Below are 17,806 nucleotides of genomic sequence, written 5' to 3' on the forward strand. Positions count from 1 at the left end.
TCAGTCGATGCCTATGATCTTGTGCATCTGCAGGGTCAACCGCCACTGCGGGTGGGTCAGGCAGTAATCCGTGGCTTTGCGGGTGTTACTTTGCTTGACGGGGTCAGGCTCACCCTCTGAGACGGTCGGCGACGCCATTGGCGAGAGGAAATAGTGGCTGGCGTTAATGTCGGTAAAACGCTCCGGCATCGCCAGGGGCTGAGGGTACACCACTTTCAGCTCGTCACACTGGCGCAATACCACCGGCGCGTCCGCCTTGGGGCTCACACACAACCAGTCAATACCGGACGGTGCCGGCAGTGTGCCGTTGGTTTCCACGCCCACTTCAAAGCCGGCCCGGTGAAAGGCATCCACCAGCTTGTCATCCAGTTGCAGTAGTGGCTCACCACCCGTGCACACCACATAGGGTTGCCCAGGCGCATCCGGCCAAAGGCGACGAATATGCGCTGCCAGCGCATCCGCGGTTTCAAACTGGCCGCCGTTCTGACCATCGGTACCTACGAAGTCGGTATCGCAGAAGCTGCATACGGCATTGGCCCGGTCCTTTTCACGGCCAGTCCAGAGATTGCACTTGCTGAAGCGGCAAAACACCGCTGCCCGCCCGGCCTGGGCACCCTCTCCCTGCAATGTATAGAACGCTTCCTTTACCCGATACATCAGGTTTCCACCTCATACCGCAAGGGATCTGAAACGCCGTTGGCGGCAAACGCCTCCAGGCGCTCCACGCAGGAGCCACAAACGCCACAGGCTCGGTCCCGGCCGTTGTAGCAGGTCCAGGTTTTGCCGTAATCGAGCCCCAACTTCAGGCCCTCGGCCAGGATGGCCCCCTTGTCCGAGCCCATGAAGGGCGCTTCTATTTTCACCGGCTCATAGTTCGCCACCTGACAGACGGCGTCCATTTTCTCCACGAACTCCGGTCGACAGTCCGGATAGATCGCGTGATCGCCGCCATGGGCGCCGTACCAAACAGCAACAGCACCGGCGGTAACCGCATAGCCGGTGGCCAGCGACAACAGAATCATGTTGCGGTTGGGCACCACGGTGGCCTTCATGTTGTCTTCTTCGTAGTGCCCCTCGGGCACGTCCACTGCGTCCGTCAGGGCCGATCCGGCCATGACTTCACTGAGCGCACGAATATCGATCACCTTGTGCGGCACCGATAATTCTTCGCACACCTGGCGGGCGCATTCCAGTTCGCGAACGTGCCGCTGGCCGTAGTCAAACGACAGGGCATGAACCTTATACCCTCGGGCACGGGCAAGGTGGAGCAGGGTGAACGAATCCATTCCCCCAGAGTAGATTACAACGACGGTTTCGGTCATCAGGTCATCCCGGTTTCAGACAGCCAGCAGGGCGTCACTGGATTGTTATAGGGTCGGAGTAACATCCGTGGACACATTGTAACAGTGGAATGCGACGATGGGTTCGCGTCTGCAGTAGCGTGCGGGTAAACTCTGATGACGGCACATCAACAAAAACCAGGCGGAATGAGAACCAGAACCAGCCCAGCCTTTATTGACTTCGAGGCCTCCAGCCTCGATCTGATCGCCAGCTATCCGATCGAGGTGGGCATATGCTTGCCCGACGGCACCTTGCACAGCTGGCTGATACAACCCCATGTACTTTGGCAGGACTGGTCAGAAAGTGCCGAGCAGGTTCACGGAATCACCCGGGAAACCCTGGAAACGGAGGGTACACCGGTGTCGGAGGTTGCGGCACACCTGAACCAGCTGCTCTCGGGGCAGGTATTCTGCGATGCCTGGACGTTTGACAGCTTCTGGCTTCATCGGCTGTTTCGAGCCGCCAACACCCGCGCCGACTTTCAACTGGAATCCATTTCCATGTTGCTGGATGCCAATCAGGTAAGGCACTGGTCGGCATCGCGTCAGCAGGTTATCAAGCGCCTGGGGTTGCCCGTGCACAGGGCGGCAAACGACGCGCTTATCCTCCACAGAACCTGGGAAGAGATCCAACTGTTCGCTGCGGACGACGAACCGCTTCACGGACGCAGCCGGCAGGTCTGAGGTTTCCATCTTGGAGCACAGCGCGCCGGCATGGAACTCAGCGCTGGGAACTATTTACCTTGGGGACGAGGACTTCGAGTCACCTTGAGGGCGAGGACTTCGAGGCCATCACGCAAGGTGTTCAGTGTCCAGTAGGTCACCAGCACCATCAGCGCCGCCCCAATGACGGTAAAGGAAAAATTATCACCCACCATCTGGCTGCGGGCGATGAACAGGTATACGGCGAGCGCGAGGACAAGCAGCACTTCGACTATGGCGTGTGACTGTAACCGGTTTTTTGCAGATCCGTTTTCTTCGGACATCTTACTGGGTTTCAACCTCTCATTTCTGACGATACATTGCATTGATTAGTGTGCAAATTATCGCCAAATATGGTCCGGGCGTCTGTACGAACTAGTGGCTACGAGGTTTCCACGATGCCGTCAGGAACACACTTTTCGGACGGCCAAAAAAAACGCAGCCCCGAGGGCTGCGTATAAAGGAGAGATCCATGCGGTACGCCACAGATAAAAGGTGGGCACCGGAGGATTGCACAACGTAAAACACGTGACAGGGCAAATTATGATCGCTTCGAGGAACCGCGTCTGTAGGGGTTTGCCGAAGCACTCTGCCCCTTGCAAAGCCATGGGCACGCGATACACTGATGACAGTACCGAAACCGATATGCTCGGCAAACGATGCCGGAAAAGGCCCATGACAATGCTTCAGAAATACCAGTATCTGATGATTGACGCGATTGCGCACCGCAAGGGTGAGGCGTGTGCGCACTCCATGGTGAACGACATCTAACGGCTTTCGGTCAGTCCCGGGAGCCTTTGGAGCGACCGGGCAAGCTTCTCCGCGAGACCCCGGTTGCCCAGAGCGCCGGGGTTTTGTTTTTGCAGCCGCAAAACGACAAGGAGAAGATCATGAAGAGACATCCGACAAAAGCAGCAAACCAGCCGGCAAGCAGCCGCACGGGGCCTATTCGGCGCCCGGAAAAGCTGCCTCTGCTGGATGCCATCTGCAAAAAACTGAACCAGCGCGTCAACCTGGACGACGAACAACGGGTGCTGGGGCTGTATGAGCGAGGCTGGATATTCAAGGGTGTTCTGGGCAATCTGAACGATGGCGAAGCACGATACGTGCGTGCTCTTGCCACTCGCTACGGTTCCTGGATCGCCCGCCAGGTTGCGTAATGGGAAACCCGATGGGCCGAACCGTCAATGCTGGCGGTTCAGTCCCTGTATCATGGCGGCATCGCCGCCGTGCACCATGGCGTAGTTGTTCACCACGTCGTGAATTTTTTCCTGGGAATAGGGTTTGACCACGTAACCGTTGGCCCCGGCACTGATTGCTTTCTGGATGCTGTCGATGGAGTCATCCGCTGTCACTAAAACAATGTGCTGATCCTTGCGCTTGGCCTTGAACTCCTCCATCAACTGATGACCGTTGCCATCCGGCAGCCCCAGGTCCAGCAAGATGATCTGGAAGACGTCAGCCTCAAAGGCAGCCCTGGCACCCGCAATGTCCGGACACTCAACCACACTGCTTGCACCTGCCGTGTAGAGCATGTCTACCAACCGCTCCCTCATGACCGGCTCGTCTTCCACCACCAATATTCTCATATCACTCATACCCCGCCTCCTGATTCTATTTTATACCCGGCCCCACAAGGCACTTCAAAGGGAATCACCGCCGGTTCGCCGGGGAATCGCCAGCGGCTCATGCTGGGCAGTGGCTGGCGCAGGTTCTCCAGTCTCGTCCAGGCGAGCGCCAGCAGTGCGGGACGAACTGGCGCTTACCCCGCCGGACCGGGTCAGAATATTACTGATACTGACGGCCGTGGTGTAGAGGGAAATCGCGATGATCAGCAGGATAGGCTGAACAAACGCCACGAACCCGGGCACTTCGCGATGACCAGCGATACTGAGCATAAGGATGATGGCCGGCCCCAACACTACAAACAGCGTCAATGCGATAAAGAACACAATACGCTCCTTGAAACGGCCCAAGTCGCGGTTACTGACCAGCCCCAGCACGAATTTTCCGATGGCCAGCCCGGCCAGTATCGCAGCCGCAATGCTCAGATCGGGCCTGAGTAGCGTCTCATAAAGCTGGCCATCCCATAACCGTTGCATGCTGATGACCAGGAACGGAAAGAGGACAAACAGAATGTCGGCGTAGGTGCCATACATCATACTCAGCGAGTGCTGTTCGCTTTGCTGGAGGTTTTCACTCATCAATCACGATTCCTGTTTTTATCGGTAGCCGAAATGTCGGTTGTCATAGACGTGCCTCCCGCCCCTGCAATGCCCTGTCGATCATGTCAGCCAGGGCTTGCAGCTGGCTGTGAACGTGGTCCCAGTCACGGTCTTCAACGTTTACGCAAGCCTCCAGTTTCCCTGCCTGCCGTGTCATGTCAGGGTAGCCCATGGCGCCGGCGGTGCCTTTGATCTGATGGGCTTCCGATGCCAATCGCTGCTGATCACGACGCGCGGCTGCGGCTTCCATGGCCACTTTTCGGGACGCCAACCCATCGAGGAAGCGTTCGACGAGGTGACCAATGTCCTCATCCTCCGTCGAGTCTCTGCTCGGGCCATTGGACACTGGGAGGAAATGGTCCAGCGTGCTCAGCAAATGCCTACTGTCGATGGGTTTGTTCAATACCCCATCGCACCCCGCCGCCATCAACGCATCGGTTTCCGACTGGTCACCGGCGGTGAAGGCAATAACTGGCCGGCGGAAGCCCGTCTGCCGCAGTAACCGGGTAGCCTCCACTCCGTCCAGACCCGGCATATGGCGGTCCATCAGCACCATCTGCACCGATTCGGACAGCGCCGTTCGGACCGCATCATCGCCACTGGCAACGGTGATGACATCCAACCCCTGGGCCCCGAGCATGCGCTCCACCAGACGACGGTTGTCCTCGTTGTCCTCCGCGACCAGTATTGTGCCGCAATAGCGCCGGTGGCCAACGGATTCACTCTCCGGCCGCACCACCAGATATCTGGCCATGACTTCGTAGAAACGCTGTTTGTCGATGGGTTTGGCCAGATGGTCATTACAGCCTGCGAGGCGATAGTCTGCAATATCCTCCGCCATCACGTTCGCCGTCAACGCAATGACCGGGATATTCAGGCCAGCTTCACGAATGGCCGCCGTTGCATCCCGACCGTTCATGACCGGCATCTGTATGTCCATCAGAATCAGATCAAAGGGCTCCCTCAGCGCCAGATCCAGTGCTTCAGCACCATTGCCGACATGGACCAGCTCAGCGCCCGTGCGACCCACCAGCAGGGACACCAGGCGACGATTCACGTCATTGTCCTCCGCCAGCAGGATACGGCCGGAAAGCCTTGGCGCAAGCACCATGGGAATGCTCCGCCGACGTTGCGACAATTCCGACGCGTCGCGCAGAAAGTGGACATCCTCCAATGGGCCGGTGGCGATGGAAAGCTCAAACTCACTGCCTTCGCCATACGTGCTGGAAACGGATATGTTGCCACCCAGCAACTCCGCCAGCCGACGGGAAATGCTCAACCCGAGACCGGTTCCTCCATATTGCCGGGCAATCGCGGCGCTACCCTGGGCGAACGGGTCAAACAGCCGGCCCAACTGTTCGGGTTTCATGCCGATGCCGGTGTCCACCACCCTGGCCACCAGGGCCTGGCGCTCACGATCACATCGAACATTCAGAGAAATAGAACCATTTTCCGTGAATTTAAGCGCATTTCCGCACAGATTGATGATGATTTGGCGAAAGCGTGTCGGGTCCGTGGCAACCTTTTCGGGCAGGGGATACTCACAGATGATATGAAATTCCAGCCCCTTTTCCCGCGCCCTGGGTGCGAAGAAAGCGCGGATTTCGTCAAGCAGTTCCGGCAAATTAACCGACACTATATCCACATCCAGCTTATTGGCGTCGATCTTCGAGTGATCCAGGATGTCGTTAATCAGGTCCAGCAAGTGACGGCCACTGCGCACCACCGTTTCCGCACTGGTGTGTTTCTCCCTCTCGGTCAGGTCGGGATCGAGCAGGGTTTCGCCATAACCGATAATCGCCGCCAACGGTGTGCGAATTTCGTGGCTCATGTTGGCCAGGAACTGGCTTTTTGCTTCGGCCGAATTGCGGGCCAGTTCTTTTTCCAGACGTTCCTGCTCCCTCTCCCGCTCGATACGCTGGCGCTGATGGCGCTCGGTGGCGTCAATGCAGGTGCCCTCAAGATGGGCGGGATCGCCATCGGGGGTATACACGGTATGTAACGAAATGGTGGCCCAGCGCTCTTCACCGGAACGGGTGTAATAGCGTGCTTCGATACCCTTGACGGTGCCCCGGGATTCCAACTGCCCAATCACCCAGCGGCGCACTCTCTCATCCGCAAAACAGGTTTCCAGGACGTCCGGGTCAAGATCCAGCAGCTCCCGGCTGCTGGTGTAGCCCATCAACCTTGCCATGGCGGGGTTGGCGGTGACGAAACGCCGGCCCAGCGACATCTGGAACACGCCCTCTATGGCGTTGTCGAACAGCGACTGGTATCGACGCAGGTTGGCCAGAGCCCGCTGGCTCCAACCCAGGGCTTCGCCCTGCACCTGTTTTATCCGGTCAGCCAGGGCAAAGGAAAACAGGATAATCTGGGCCGTCAGGCCGAACTGCGGGGCGTAGGAAGTGAACATGTTCAACGGCAGGTAGCCCATCACGGTCAGACCATAGATACCGAAACCCACCAGCGCCAGGGTCCAGGCAAAAAAGTAGGAGCGCGCAGCCGGGTTGTAATAGCGCCAGGACAGGTAACTAACCACAATCAGGATGATGCTGAGCAGGATCGACGCCAACACGATCCATTCCATCGCCGTGTGATAGGGCAGGAACAGGGATAGCACAAAGGTCGCCACAATGGCGTACAGGCAAAGCTGGATCACCTTGTCCAGGTCCGCCGACCGCTCCCGGGTTTCCAACAGGGACCGGGCCATCAACAGGCCCCAGAACCAGGTATTGATGATCTGGTAATGGAGGTATTCCTTGTGCAACAGCGCAGGACGATTCTCCAGTAGCTGGATACCGTGCACCTGCTCGGTGGCGATGAATACCGTGGCTGATACCAGATACATCACGTAGTAGATATTGCTGCGCTCGCGAACCGACACGGCAACAAACAGATTGTAGGCGAGAATGGCCAGGATGCTGCCTAGCAGAATGCCCCGCACGGCTTCATCGACCGACACCTTCTCAATATAAGCATCGGGGTGCCACAGGGTGATCGGAAGGCGGAAAGTGTTGGTATTGGTGATGCGCAAATAAATGCGGGTTGAGCTTCCCGGTTCCAGTGACAAACGGAACGTGGGGTTGGGTACGGCCAGGTCACGCCCGGACCAGTCGCCCTCGTAGCCAGCACGGCGCTGCTCTATCAGCTCACCATCCTGGACCAGATAGAGCACCACCTCATCCACCAATGGCAGGGCGAGCTCCAGTATCCAGTCTGTCAGTGCTGCGCCAGCTCCTACCTCGACATCAAATCTGGCCCAGTATGCAGATTCCGTGTAGCCAAAGTTCAGCACACCGCCTTCGTGACGGGTGAAAGGCGCGGTATCGCCACTCAGTATATCGTTGAAATCGACGGCGTGTTCCGGGTCCTCCAGGTACCAGATACAACTACCCAGATCACGCACACTGCTGGTGGCGCTGTTCAGAACAATCTCGCCATCCTGGCATCGCTCCTGCGCCGCGGCGGAGGCCGGAATAATAATAGCCAGAACCGCAAGCGCGATGAAACGGAACCATCGGGCGTGGCATTCCCATTGCTGCAAAATGTGATCTCCGCGAGGGCAGATGCCTTTTTTATGGTTTATTGTCAGCAGTCACGCAGGTGCCGAATGAATTCAGCGGCACCCTGGCTAAACACTTTAGCGTTTTACCGACAACGACGCATCTCAGGGTCACTTGAAATGAGACATTCCTGCATTTTCGCCACCGTTCCCCTGTTTGCCCTGACATTGGCCGGCTGTGGGCCAGATGATTCTTCAGACAGTAATTTCATCAACCCGGCAACCAGCGTGGCGTTGACGTTCGAAAGCTTTGATATCCAGAATGAAGATGGGCTGCCCCCCGTACTGCCCCAAACCATATTCTACGATTTTTACCGGGGCGTTGAGCCCGCTGACGGGGAGGACGACGAGGGAATAGCAACACAGCTGCGTGAGCGTCTTAATACGCTGATGGGCCTGACGCCAAGCAACGATGGTACCCGCTACACCAGTGCCCGCAATCCGATGGACTTCCTGCAACATGTCATTTCATCGAACCAGGTGGACTCATTCAACCGGGGCCGCCGACTGATGCGGGACAGCATGAACAGCGGTGACCCCGCTACCTACAACACACCGGACAAGAACGCGCAGATCCACTTTACCGAAACCGGTGGCAACAATGGAACCGAGCCTGAACCTGACCAGATCTGGGTCTATCCGCTACTGGACTGGACCAGCAACCCGCAACTGAACAAGATTTTCCGGTCCTTTCAGTTTATCGCCAGGGCGCCCGATCAGAATGACAGTTCACCGTCAGAGATTGCCAGTGCGTTCTGGAGTGGCCGCTTTGCAAATGAAAGCTTCTCGGTGAGCGGTTACAACCGGCCAGAGTTTGCGTCGCTGAGTTTTACCGGTCGCTCACTGGGCCACGGGGAACTGTTTCAGGAGTTCATCAGAAACAAATCAGACATGCTGACATTCCTGGACACATCCGGCATTACCGTTGACGGCCAGGAACCGGACTGCATTCGGGTCAGAGTGGACTATGAGGCTGCAGAAGTGCGCGTTTTTACATCCAGTGGCGAAGACCCTACCATCGAGGATGACGAAACCGGGGAAACCTCTCCCAATCCGGCACATTGCGGAAACCAGCAGAACGGCAGCGAGGCCATTTTCTACCAGTCCGTGACTATCGATGAGCGTCAGTAACCGGTATTGCCCTGCATATCCCAGTTCTTGAGGAACCCCTTCTTGCGGTCGATCATGCGCTCGTAGGTCGAGATCATGATGGCGGCATGAGGGGCTTTGGTCAGTCGGAGGGTTTCAATACGGCGCTCAAGGCGTGCCACTTCGGTACTGACCTGCTGGCAGACGTGGGACCGAACACTGTCGTGATGGTCAAGCTTGACCGGGCGCGGCTGTTCCGGCCCAGGCTGTGGCTGCGTGTGTTTATCCATGATCGTCCTCTTCCACTGAGTATCCAATGATCAATACGCCGAAACCGATGATTCCGCCCATGTTTTAGTGGCTCTTTTTGGCCGGGCTGGAAGTCCTTTTATCCTTCTGTTTCGTCGGGCTTTTCCAAAGCCTCAGTACATACTGTAGCAGGCTTTGTCCACGTTGTATGATTTGGCGTAATTCTGCACAACTGTCGGACAAAACTCAATAAAAATGAATAGAGTTTCATATTTTTTGCAGCGAATACGACGCTGCTACCCAAACTACACGAACAAACCCCTGCTATAGTTCCCTTCAGATCACCATATATGCGCAGCCATTTGCCGTAACAGCCCCATTCCATCCCGGCCAGGAAGACCGCTTATGAACCAGACATCCGTTGCCGACACACTAAGGGAATACCTTTCCCTGCTGGAGCTGCTTGACGATGCGTACTGGGAGGCGAGCTCCATTCAGCACAAGGACATGCTTTACGACATCATCAGCATCTTCAGTCAGGAAGTGGCTGAGATCAACAAACTCAGCATCATGGACCACCATTACCCCTACGAAGTTATCACTGAGGGAATCCGGCGGGTGGTCCCCAAGCTGGAGCGGCTGGATGAAAGTCGGGAGGATGTGATCCAGCGAACCCAGACACTCACCGACTTCCGGGATATCCTGTCGTCAGTGCTGGGGATACTGGAGGAACAGCTGGCGACCCTTTAAGGGGTCAGGCCGCCACCAGGGGCCTGCGGTTTTCCGGTATCAACGGAAAACGGTCGCACACTGTGTAGACAAACCGCGCCAGCGCCGGCAGATGGTGGCCAACAATGGGGATGCCGGTGTTGAGCAGGCTGACGGAAATGTCCCGGGCTGCATCGGCCCAGCACAGCTTGTTGATCAGACCAATGTGACCAAAGGCATGCCTGCTTTGCTGGCCCCAAAGCCCCACGGGGTTGCCTCCAAGCATCATGCCCGCACTGAAGCGCATGGGGATCATCATCGTGCGGTCAATCTGTAGCGAGCCAAACTGTTGGATGGAGCGCCTCACGGTCATCTCGCCGCAAATACGTTTGCCATTCCAGACCCCGCCATTGAGCATCATCTGAAAGAAACGCCCCATTTCCTCGGCGGTGCCACACAGGTTGCCTGCAGGGATAACCGCCTCCTGGAAGCGGGGATCATTGGAGACTCGTTCCACGGTGCGTATATCGCCTCCCAGCGCCCGGTTCACAATCCAGGATACCGGAAAGCGCGGCGTTGGGCCGGTGGCATAGTTGCCGGCCAGCTTATCCACGTCTGCGGGTGCAATCCCATAGGTAAACCACTTCATACCCATGGGCTTGCGGAGGTGTCGGTCGATATACGCCTCAATGGTATCGCCGGTCACTTTCTCCAGTACCCGCTGCAACACAAAGCCCCCGGTGATGGCGTGGTACGCCACTTTGGCACCATCCACCTCCACCGGCTTCGCTTCACACAGCAGGCGCCAGATTTCGTCCCTGTCCCAGAGCACATCAATGGGGGTTTCCCGGGGAATCGCCGGAATGCCGCCACGGTGGGACAACACCTGGTGAATGGTAATGGTGCGCTTACCACCCCCCGCAAACTCCGGGCAGTAATACGACACCGGGTCCATCAGATTGACCAGTCCCTGTTCCGCCAGGATGTGGATTAGCAGGGCCGTGACTGCCTTGGAGGCGGAGAAATAGCAAATGGGTGTCTCGGTGGTCATCGGCACCTTCAGCGCGTCCACGGCGTCATGGGGCCCGTTGCCACTGGCATGGCCGATGGCTCGATGCAGGATCTGTTCGCCCCGGTGCCTGACCGACAGCTGTATGCCCGGATGCACTCCGGTTCGGTACAACCGCTCAACGCTGTGCCAGATGGCCTCGACAACCTCGGGGCTCACTCCGGCCAGCTCCGGTTTCTCGCCAGCCTCATCGCGGTGGGTTACTGACGCCAGGTCAGTGGGAACGGCGGAGGTGTGGAGCGCACGGCGGGCAATTCGGTTCATCGCTTGACCTTTGATTCCGGAGACTGTCTTTTCGCACATCCTGACGCTGGATATCACCCGGCACATTGGCCGGATAGCGGGCCTGGCTGCGTCAACTCATCCAGCACATCGTCTTCAGGGATTATGGGCTTCCTCGGTCAAGGGTGCCAGTACCACCTGATTGCGGCCATCGGCCTTGGCCTGATACATGGCCCTGTCGGCCGCCGCGCACAGGGTATCGGCGCTTTCACCATGGTCGGGAAATACGGAAACGCCGATACTGACGGTCATTGCGACTGTGTTGCCGTTCCCCAGAGGCTGTGGGGTATCACTCACCAGTCCGCGCAGTCGTTCTGCAGTTTCCAGCGCCTCGCGACGGTCCATTTCCGGCAGCAGAATAACAAACTCTTCGCCGCCAAACCGACCGACGCTATCGACACTCCGCACGCTCCCTGCCAGCAATGCGCTAGCCGCCTTCAGCACGGAATCGCCGGCAGCGTGCCCATGGTCATCATTGATAGCTTTGAAGTGGTCAAAGTCGATCCACAACAGGGCCAACTCACGGTCGTAACGTTTGGCGCGGGCGATTTCCTCTTCCAATATGCGGGTCATCTCCCGCCGGTTCAGCACCCCGGTCAGCGAGTCACGGGTTGCCAGTTCCGACAGTTCTTCCTCCAGCTCCTTACGATCCGAGATATCGAGAATAATCCCCTCGAGTACCAGTTCGCCCTCACCTTCGACGCCCCGTCCACGCTCCCATACCCATATTTTCCGGCCATCCTTACGGGTTATCGGGTATTCAATGGAAAATGGCTCGGCGTTACCGATGGCGGATTCTACCGTTCGCAGGATGGTTTCATTGCAGGCTTCGTCGATGAGTTTTGCATAGCTGACCAGGCTGTTGTTCACCAGCTCGTGTGGCTCATAACCGGTCAACTCAAGACAACCGTTGGATACGGACAGCATGGTCCAGAACTCATCGTACCGGCAGCGGTAGGCCATTCCGGGCAGGTTGTCCATGATTGTGGATAGCTGGCGTTCACGCCATCGAAGGGTGTTCTCCGCTTCGCGGATATCGGTTATGTCCTGGCCGATAGCAATGGAGCCGGTGATCTCCCCGGCATCGTTCCGAAGGCTGCGTGAGTTCCACGAGAGCTGACGCTCGCGGCCGTTGCGAGTGGTAATCCAGGTTTCATAACCCACCACCTCGCCTTCGTCACGTAGGATCTCATTGGCCCTTTCGCGAATTCGCACCCGGTTCTCCTCTTCCGGGTACAACCATTGCCATATTGCATCCGAATCCATGACCTCTTCTCTAGGATAACCGCTGATATCTTCAGCAGCCTTGTTCCAGAGTACGACCCGACCCTCCGGATCCAACACATTGATCCATACATTAGCACGCTCAATCACGCTTTCGCGGAACTGGTTCAATTCGCGAATCTCTTCCTGCTGACGGACGTTCAGAGACAGCAATGTTCGATCACTCACGAATTGACGGATCAACGACAGGAAAAGCACGAGCGCAGTCACAAGGACGAAGAACGCTCCTTTGTAGGTCTGGACCCGGCTCAGCGTCTCTGGGTCGGGAAACCACTGCTGTACCAGATAATCTGAAAACGTAATCCACAACCATCCTACCAGCAGATAGATACCGACAATCCATAGTGATCGCCGCAGTGGCGTATGGCGCCCTTGAATCTTCTCCATTTAAGTCTTTCCCCGGGTTCCGGCTGCTTCCCTGTCGGTGTGAACACCTCGGGCCAAAATCGAAGGCATTACACCCTGAAAATAGTCACAGACGGCGCTGCCGTCGAGGGAATATTGCAATTGATGAGGCATAAAAAAACCCGGAGGGTGTTTCCACCGTCCGGGTTTTGCCAGGCTTTATAAGCTTACTTCACCTGAGCGCGAGCCTCTTCAAGAATGCGGTTGAAGGTCTCGCTGGGCTGCATGATCTTGCAGACTTTCTCGGCCGGTGGGTGATAGTAACCACCGATATCGGCCGGATGGCCCTGGATCACACTCATTTCTTCCAGGATCTTGTCCTTGTTGTCTTCCAGTTGCTTCGACAGCTTGGCGAAGAAGTCCTTCAGATCCTTGTCGTCATCCTGGTTGGCCAGTTCCTCCGCCCAGTAACGGGCGAGGTGGAAGTGGCTGCCGCGGTTGTCCAGCTCACCGGTGTTGCGCGACGGCGACTGGTTGTTCTCCAGCAGGCGTTCAGTGGCTTTGTCCAGGGTCAGGCCCAGCAGGCGCGCCCGCTCGTTGTTCTGCTTTTCACCCAGTTCTTCCAGGGAAACAGCCGTGGCCAGGAACTCGCCCAGCGAGTCCCAGCGCAGGTGATTTTCCTGCAGCAGTTGCTGAACGTGCTTCGGCGCGGAACCGCCAGCACCGGTCTCGTAAAGGCCACCGCCGTTGAGCAGGGGCACGATGGACAGCATCTTGGCACTGGTGCCCAGCTCCAGGATCGGGAACAGGTCGGTAAGGTAGTCGCGCAGGACGTTACCAGTGACGGAGATAGTATCCAGACCACGAATCAGTCGCTCCATGGTCCAGCGAATGGCACGTACGGGCGACTTGATGAGGATGTCCAGGCCGTCGGTATCATGTTCCTTGAGGTACATTTCCACTTTCTTGATCAGCTCGGCGTCGTGCGGGCGCTCATCGTCGAGCCAGAACAGGGCTGGCATGCCGGTAGCGCGGGCGCGGTTAACCGCCAACTTGACCCAATCGCGGATTGGCAGGTCCTTGGTCTGGCAGGCGCGCCAGATGTCGCCCTTCTCGACCTTGTGCTCGGTCAGCACGGCGCCGTCTTCAGCGATGACACGAACGATGCCGTCTTCCTTGATTTCAAAGGTCTTGTCGTGGGAGCCGTACTCTTCAGCCTTCTGCGCCATCAGGCCAACGTTCGGCACCGTGCCCATGGTGGTGGGATCAAACGCGCCGTGGGTCTTACAGAAGTTGATCACTTCCTGGTAGATGGTGGCGTAGGTGCTCTCAGGCATCACCGCTTTGGTGTCCTTGAGCTTGTTGTCCCGGGCCCACATCTTGCCGGAGTTACGGATCATCGCCGGCATGGAGGCATCAACAATGACGTCGCTGGGTACGTGCAGGTTGGTGATGCCCTTGACGGAATCTACCATGGCAATTTCCGGACGATGCTCATAGCAGGCGTGCAGGTCTTCCAGAATCTGCTCCTGCTTGGACTCCGGCAGTTGCTTGATTTTGTCCGTCACACTGGAAAGACCGTTGTTGGGGTTCACGCCCAGCTCGTCGAACAGTTCACCGTACTTGTCGAACAGTTCCTTGTAGAAGATCTTTACCGCGTGACCGAAGACGATCGGGTGGGAGATCTTCATCATCGTGGCTTTGACGTGCAGGGAGAACATCACGCCGGTCTTCTCGCAGTCTTCGATGCAATCATCGAAGAACTTGCGAAGTGCTTTACAGCTCATGAACATGCCGTCCAGCACTTCGCCTTCCTGCAGTGCCAGTTCACTCTTGAGAACGGTCTGCTTACCCTTGGCGTTCTCAAAAACGATACGGGCGTTGGTGGCCTTGTCCAGTGTCAGAGACTGTTCGTTGGAGTAGAAATCACCGCCGCGCATGTGGGCCACGTGGGTGCGTGACGCCGGGCTCCACTCGCCCATGGTGTGGGGGTGTTTGCGGGCAAAGGCCTTGACTGCTGTGGGGGCACGACGGTCGGAGTTACCTTCACGCAGCACCGGGTTTACAGCGCTGCCCAGTACTTTGGAGTAGCGGGCATGGATTTCTTTCTCTTCGTCAGACTCAGGGTGTTCCTTGTACTCGGGAACGTTGTAACCCTGGTCATTGAGCTCCTTGATGGCAGCCCGCAGCTGGGGAATTGAGGCACTGATGTTGGGAAGCTTGATGATGTTGGCTTCCGGGTCCTTGGTGTAGTCACCCAGCTCTTTGAGGTCGTCCGGAACTTGTTGCTTTTCTTCCAGGTAATCAGGGAAGAGCGCGAGAATACGGGCAGCAAGCGAGATGTCGCTGGTGCCGAACTCGATGCCTGCGGGCTTGGCGTAAGTTTCGAGGATGGGAAGAAGTGACCGTGTCGCGAGGGCGGGGGCCTCATCGGTCAGTGTGTAAATGATCTTGGCTTTGGATGATGTCATTTTCGTCCTCAGGCTGATGGGTGAGTTCAGGACGGTCACCGCAGGGTCAGCCGTCTTGTGAACGTCTGGCTTGAGCGATGACTGATTCGGGAACTTTTGATAGACCTACTAAGATAGCATTTTTTTGCCAATTCTGGTTACGATCTTAGTATAAGAACCGACTAAAAGTTCGCTAAAAGCCGTTACAGGGTGATGAAAAGGCAGGAATTTACGAAACTTTCGGACATTTAGGTTTGGGAGTATCGCGCTGGGGGTAGGGGCAACCAAAACACGCTCAAGCACATCCCTGTGGCGCTTGGGCTCCGCCATCCATGGCTCCGCACAGTTTTGGTTGCCCCTACCCCCAGCGCTCGGCAAATTTCATGCATGCCCGCCGGTTACAGCAGCCACCGTAGGTCGGATTAGGCGAAGCCGTAATCCAACAACAAGGCTCAAACATCAGCCCCCGTCGCATTTCGCTACGCTCTATACGACCGACGAGCTAACTCACCCCTTCGGCAACAACCCCGCCTCGTCGAGGCATTCCCGAATCCGGTCCAACGCCTCCGGATTGCCAAGAGCATCACGGTTGTCGGCTTTGTTGGAACCGTTGATCAGGCGTGCCACCGCCAGCTCCACTTTCTTACCGCTGCGCGTGTAGGGAATATCCGGCACCTGGATGATGTGTTTCGGTACGTGGCGCGGGCTTGCGCCCTGGCGGATGCGGGTTTTGAGGTTTTTCTGAAGGTCGTCGGTGAGGGCCTGGCCCTCTGCCGGGACCACCAGCAAGACCACTTCCACGTCACCTTCGATCTGACGACCAACAACCAGGCTGTCTTTGACTTCCGCCACGGTTTCCACCTGGCGGTAGATCTCAGCGGTACCGATTCTCACACCGCCCGGGTTAAGGGTGGCATCTGAACGGCCGTAGATGACGGCGCCGCCGTGTTCGGTGAATTCGATGAAGTCGCCGTGGGCCCAGACATCCGGGAAGGTGTTGAAGTAGGCGTCTTTATAGCGCTCGTTGCCGGGGTCGTCCCAGAAGGCGACGGGCATGGAAGGCAGCGGCTGCCGGCAGACGAGTTCGCCTCGGCCGCCACTGACGGGCTGGCCGTCGTCGCCGTAGGCCACGGCGTCAACACCGAGGAGGCGGCACTGGATTTCGCCACGGCGGACCGACAACAGCGGAGTGGAACCCACAAAGCAGCCGCAGATGTCGGTGCCGCCGGCGATGGAGCCGAGCAATACGTTGGGGGCGCCGTCGCTGTAGATCCAGTCATAGTCTTCCGGCAACAGGGGCGAGCCAGTGGAGAAGACGACTCTCAAGGCCGTCAGGTCCAGGTTTTTCGCCGGGGCCAGTTCAGCCTTGCGACAGCCGGCGATGAACCGTGCGCTGGTGCCGTAATGGGTGACTTTCTCGTCGGCCACCACCTGCCATAGATAGTTCAGGTCCGGGTAGCCAGGTGAGCCGTCGACCGTGATGACGGCCGCGCCAGTCAGCAGGGCAGACGCCTGCCAGTTCCACATCATCCAGCCGCAGGTGGTGAAGTACAGGAAGCGGTCGTCGGGGCCGACATCGCCATGGAGCATCAGTTCTTTGGCGTGGTTGACCAGCAGGCCAGCGTTGCCATGCACGATGCACTTGGGTTTGCCGGTGGTGCCGGAGGAATAGAGAATGTACACCGGGTGCTCCGGTGGCAACGGTGTGAAGGAGGGCGCCTGGCCCTGTCCCTCGGCAAGGGCCTCGTCCCAGTGGGTAACCTTGTCGCCAGCGACGGCGGGCTCGCCTGGCAGCTGTTCGATGCTGACAACGCAGCGCAGGCTGGGCAGGCCGTCAATCAGGCCGGCGAAGTCATCCTGGCGGTTGAAGACCTTGCCGCCATAGCCGTAGCCGTTGACCACGATCAGCGCTGCCGGCTCAATCTGGCCGAAGCGATCAAGGATGGCGCCCACGCCGAAATCCGGTGACGCGGAACTCCAGACGGCGCCCAGGCTGGTGGCCGCCAACATACCCACAAGGGCCTCATAACCATTGGTGACCACACCGGCCACGCGGTCACCCTGTCGAATCCCTTTGTTGCGCAGGAAGGCTTCCAGGGCACCGGTGTCCGCTTTCAATTCAGCGTAGGTGCGACGCAGTACCGGGCGGGTTTCGCAGTAGGCCACAACCGCTTCGCGCTCGGCGTGGTCGCCTTCCGCCAACCGCAGCAGGTTGGCCGCAAAGTTGAGTTTCATACCGGGGAACCACTCCGCGCCGGGCATATCACGTTTGCCCAGAACCGCATCGGCTGGCGTGTCGCATACCAGGCCACAGTAGTCCCATACCTTTTGCCAGAAGGTCTCTAGGTTCTCAATGGACCACCGGTGGAGGGCGTGGTAATCGGCAAACGGGCCGAAACCCTGTTGCTCCAGCCAACCCTGGAACTGGCCCATCTGGCAGTGTTTCAGTGTGTCCTGCGAAGGAGACCAGACCACTGGTGATTGTTCTGTGTTGCTCATCC

Annotated in this window: 15 protein-coding genes; 4 read left to right on the plus strand and 11 right to left on the minus strand. The window is 57.7% G+C overall.

Annotation, left to right across the window (positions count from 1 at the left end; translation table 11 throughout):
* The gene (gene queE / locus AXW11_RS10200) at window positions 1-657 is read right to left on the minus strand and encodes a 7-carboxy-7-deazaguanine synthase (RefSeq protein WP_041332778.1); all 657 of its coding nucleotides are present in this window, start codon (window positions 655-657) and stop codon (window positions 1-3) included.
* On the minus strand, window positions 657-1,322 hold the full coding sequence (gene queC, locus AXW11_RS10205) for a 7-cyano-7-deazaguanine synthase QueC (protein WP_036207677.1): 666 nt from the start codon (window positions 1,320-1,322) through the stop codon (window positions 657-659). The genes queE and queC overlap by 1 nt, the downstream gene beginning before the upstream one ends.
* Before the next feature lie 165 nt (window positions 1,323-1,487).
* Here queC and AXW11_RS10210 point away from each other — a divergent pair, with 165 nt between their 5' ends.
* Entirely contained in the window at window positions 1,488-2,024 is a 537-nt protein-coding gene (locus tag AXW11_RS10210) for a 3'-5' exonuclease (RefSeq protein WP_036207679.1), read from the plus strand.
* 50 nt (window positions 2,025-2,074) lie between these two features.
* On the opposite strand, the gene AXW11_RS10215 is transcribed toward AXW11_RS10210, so the two are convergent.
* A complete protein-coding gene (locus AXW11_RS10215) occupies window positions 2,075-2,326 on the minus strand; it encodes a hypothetical protein (RefSeq protein WP_036207682.1) in 252 nt (83 codons plus the stop codon).
* A 606-nt stretch (window positions 2,327-2,932) separates the two neighbouring features.
* Between AXW11_RS10215 and AXW11_RS10220 the strand changes: the two genes are divergently transcribed.
* Window positions 2,933-3,202 (plus strand): hypothetical protein, encoded by a 270-nt coding sequence (locus AXW11_RS10220; RefSeq protein ID WP_036207831.1) that lies wholly within the window; start codon window positions 2,933-2,935, stop codon window positions 3,200-3,202.
* 24 nt (window positions 3,203-3,226) lie between these two features.
* Here AXW11_RS10220 and AXW11_RS10225 read toward each other — a convergent pair whose 3' ends face one another.
* From AXW11_RS10225 to AXW11_RS10235, 3 genes are read right to left on the minus strand one after another with little or no spacing between them, the layout of a single operon-like run.
* Complete coding sequence (locus AXW11_RS10225; protein WP_036207689.1) at window positions 3,227-3,640, minus strand: response regulator; 414 nt, start codon at window positions 3,638-3,640, stop codon at window positions 3,227-3,229.
* A gap of 45 nt (window positions 3,641-3,685) precedes the next feature.
* Window positions 3,686-4,246 (minus strand): hypothetical protein, encoded by a 561-nt coding sequence (locus tag AXW11_RS10230; protein ID WP_041332776.1) that lies wholly within the window; start codon window positions 4,244-4,246, stop codon window positions 3,686-3,688.
* Between the two features lie 43 nt (window positions 4,247-4,289).
* A complete protein-coding gene (locus tag AXW11_RS10235) occupies window positions 4,290-7,811 on the minus strand; it encodes a response regulator (RefSeq protein ID WP_041332775.1) in 3,522 nt (1,173 codons plus the stop codon).
* A gap of 138 nt (window positions 7,812-7,949) precedes the next feature.
* Between AXW11_RS10235 and AXW11_RS10240 the strand changes: the two genes are divergently transcribed.
* Window positions 7,950-8,960 (plus strand): hypothetical protein, encoded by a 1,011-nt coding sequence (locus AXW11_RS10240; protein WP_075196362.1) that lies wholly within the window; start codon window positions 7,950-7,952, stop codon window positions 8,958-8,960.
* Here AXW11_RS10240 and AXW11_RS10245 read toward each other — a convergent pair.
* Entirely contained in the window at window positions 8,954-9,208 is a 255-nt protein-coding gene (locus AXW11_RS10245) for a hypothetical protein (protein WP_036207701.1), read from the minus strand. The two genes, AXW11_RS10240 and AXW11_RS10245, sit on opposite strands and share 7 nt — an antisense overlap.
* 364 nt (window positions 9,209-9,572) lie before the next feature.
* Here AXW11_RS10245 and AXW11_RS10250 point away from each other — a divergent pair, with 364 nt between their 5' ends.
* Window positions 9,573-9,917, plus strand: a complete 345-nt coding sequence (locus AXW11_RS10250; protein WP_036207704.1) for a hypothetical protein — start codon at window positions 9,573-9,575, stop codon at window positions 9,915-9,917.
* 4 nt (window positions 9,918-9,921) lie between these two features.
* Here the strand turns inward: AXW11_RS10250 and AXW11_RS10255 are convergent, their stop codons facing one another.
* From AXW11_RS10255 to AXW11_RS10270, 4 genes are all read right to left on the minus strand, one after another.
* Window positions 9,922-11,208, minus strand: coding sequence for an EstA family serine hydrolase (locus AXW11_RS10255; protein WP_041332770.1), 1,287 nt, complete (start codon window positions 11,206-11,208; stop codon window positions 9,922-9,924).
* 114 nt (window positions 11,209-11,322) lie between these two features.
* Window positions 11,323-12,897: a sensor domain-containing diguanylate cyclase gene (locus AXW11_RS10260; RefSeq protein ID WP_091642626.1), complete on the minus strand. Its 1,575-nt coding sequence runs from the start codon at window positions 12,895-12,897 to the stop codon at window positions 11,323-11,325.
* A gap of 185 nt (window positions 12,898-13,082) precedes the next feature.
* Complete coding sequence (locus AXW11_RS10265) at window positions 13,083-15,326, minus strand: NADP-dependent isocitrate dehydrogenase (RefSeq protein ID WP_085678157.1); 2,244 nt, start codon at window positions 15,324-15,326, stop codon at window positions 13,083-13,085.
* Window positions 15,327-15,812: 486 nt separating this feature from the next.
* Complete coding sequence (locus AXW11_RS10270) at window positions 15,813-17,804, minus strand: acetoacetate--CoA ligase (RefSeq protein ID WP_085678160.1); 1,992 nt, start codon at window positions 17,802-17,804, stop codon at window positions 15,813-15,815.
* Between the last annotated feature and the right edge of the window lie 2 nt (window positions 17,805-17,806).

Origin of the sequence: Marinobacter sp. Hex_13, assembly GCF_001566815.1 — a bacterium.
Lineage (GTDB): Bacteria > Pseudomonadota > Gammaproteobacteria > Pseudomonadales > Oleiphilaceae > Marinobacter > Marinobacter salarius.

Coding starts and splice junctions, on each gene's coding strand:
- queE (WP_041332778.1), bottom strand. CDS start 657: ATGTATCGGGTAAAGGAAGCGTTCTATACATTGCAGGGAGAGGGTGCC.
- queC (WP_036207677.1), bottom strand. CDS start 1,322: ATGACCGAAACCGTCGTTGTAATCTACTCTGGGGGAATGGATTCGTTC.
- AXW11_RS10210 (WP_036207679.1), top strand. CDS start 1,488: ATGAGAACCAGAACCAGCCCAGCCTTTATTGACTTCGAGGCCTCCAGC.
- AXW11_RS10215 (WP_036207682.1), bottom strand. CDS start 2,326: ATGTCCGAAGAAAACGGATCTGCAAAAAACCGGTTACAGTCACACGCC.
- AXW11_RS10220 (WP_036207831.1), top strand. CDS start 2,933: ATGAAGAGACATCCGACAAAAGCAGCAAACCAGCCGGCAAGCAGCCGC.
- AXW11_RS10225 (WP_036207689.1), bottom strand. CDS start 3,640: ATGAGTGATATGAGAATATTGGTGGTGGAAGACGAGCCGGTCATGAGG.
- AXW11_RS10230 (WP_041332776.1), bottom strand. CDS start 4,246: ATGAGTGAAAACCTCCAGCAAAGCGAACAGCACTCGCTGAGTATGATG.
- AXW11_RS10240 (WP_075196362.1), top strand. CDS start 7,950: ATGAGACATTCCTGCATTTTCGCCACCGTTCCCCTGTTTGCCCTGACA.
- AXW11_RS10245 (WP_036207701.1), bottom strand. CDS start 9,208: ATGGATAAACACACGCAGCCACAGCCTGGGCCGGAACAGCCGCGCCCG.
- AXW11_RS10250 (WP_036207704.1), top strand. CDS start 9,573: ATGAACCAGACATCCGTTGCCGACACACTAAGGGAATACCTTTCCCTG.
- AXW11_RS10255 (WP_041332770.1), bottom strand. CDS start 11,208: ATGAACCGAATTGCCCGCCGTGCGCTCCACACCTCCGCCGTTCCCACT.
- AXW11_RS10260 (WP_091642626.1), bottom strand. CDS start 12,897: ATGGAGAAGATTCAAGGGCGCCATACGCCACTGCGGCGATCACTATGG.
- AXW11_RS10265 (WP_085678157.1), bottom strand. CDS start 15,326: ATGACATCATCCAAAGCCAAGATCATTTACACACTGACCGATGAGGCC.
- AXW11_RS10270 (WP_085678160.1), bottom strand. CDS start 17,804: ATGAGCAACACAGAACAATCACCAGTGGTCTGGTCTCCTTCGCAGGAC.